A 1,511-nucleotide genomic window follows, 5' to 3' on the forward strand; every position below is an offset into this window, starting at 1 on the left:
TTGATATTGACGATATGTTTGATATGGAAATGGCCGAGTGGCTGATGTCGAGGAGAAAATAAGTAATGGAAGAAGTTACCTGTGAGATATGCGGTTCAGCCGAATATGATGTGCTTTTGAATAAGCTGTGGCTGTGCGAAAAGCACAACTGGAGTAAAGATAGAATTATATTATTTTATAATAATGTTCCAGTAAACTACAGGAACGTATGTTGCAAACAGTGCGGTCTTGTTTACATAAACCCGAGAATGACCGATGAAGAGACAATAGAGTTTTATAAACGGCAATACAGGGAAGAATTTACCGCCGGAAAAAAAAATGAGTCGTGGAAATTGCCTTTCACAAATCTGCATCTCGGCATTGAAATTTACAATGCTGTTGTTAGGTATGATTTTTTGGAAAGGCTTGGATACCTGAGAGAAGGCATTAATACCCTTGATATCGGCTCGTCCCTCGGCGCTTTGCCTGCATATTTGAAGGCAAAAGGCTGTAATGCTTACGGCGTCGAGATATCCCAGTTTTCAGAATATACAAAAGATTTATTTGGAGTCGACACGATATTCAAAATGACATTTGAAGACTTTCAGACGGATATGAAGTTTGATATTATTACAATCTGTGATGCCCTCGAGCATTTTTCTCATCCACAAAAGGTGCTTCTGAAAATAAGATATATGCTCAAAGACGACGGCATAGTATTGATCGAGGTTCCTGATATTTTTAAGCCACACAAGGCATTACTAGGTTTTTTTTCAAATGCCCATCTGTTTACCTTCAGTCCAAACAGTATCAGAAATCTGCTGAATATAACAGGTTTTGAGGTTTTACAATTCGAATACGGCGGCTACTGCATGAATATGCGGGTGATAGCTAAAAAGAGCGAAGCAAAGAAGATGCAGTTTAAGGATGACTTTCCGGCTATTGTAGATTTTGTTCTCAGATACCACAAGTGTTACTCTGCATTAGAAGAGTATAAGCGTGGAAGTCTTTCCTATGAATCCGCAATGGCCGTAATAAATGAGACAATACCGGAATATAGCGTGATAAAATTTCTTGAAGCGCTTAGATTAATAGACAAAGGCGATATTGCAGGAGGAAAGCGATTGCTTTTTGAATGCCTGCAGTCGGACTTTAACGAAGAAAACCTGTGTGTACAGAAGGGCAATATTTACGGACTGCTTGCCATTGCAAGTTTTAACAATGGCGATATGGAAAATGCAAAACAATTTATGGAAAAGGCGTATGAGCTTCTTCCAAGATTTTATGATTTCCCGTATCTCGAAGAACTTGAGAGAAAGGGATTTTTTGACTTTAGAGGATTTGTTTTTGAGACATACTTGTCATATATAGGACTTTCCGAAGTCAGGGAGATTCTAAAAAAACAGCAATCCAGATATAATGTTAAGAATATGCGCAAAAAAACTGGGCGATAATGTAAGGATAGACGATAGGGTTGTTGGTATAGGCAATCCTGTTTTTGTTATAGCAGAGGCCGGCGTAAACCACTTCGG

Annotated in this window: 1 protein-coding gene; it reads left to right on the forward strand. The window is 38.7% G+C overall.

The genetic code is table 11. The features are described from left to right. Positions 1-65: 65 nt before the first annotated feature. Positions 66-1,433 carry a class I SAM-dependent methyltransferase gene (locus tag V7L97_RS12630; protein WP_333656542.1) on the forward strand — a complete coding sequence of 456 codons (1,368 nt, stop codon included), beginning with the start codon at positions 66-68 and terminating at the stop codon, positions 1,431-1,433. Positions 1,434-1,511: the final 78 nt, after the last annotated feature.

This window comes from Dissulfurispira sp. (genome assembly GCF_036745535.1).
GTDB lineage: Bacteria > Nitrospirota > Thermodesulfovibrionia > Thermodesulfovibrionales > Dissulfurispiraceae > Dissulfurispira.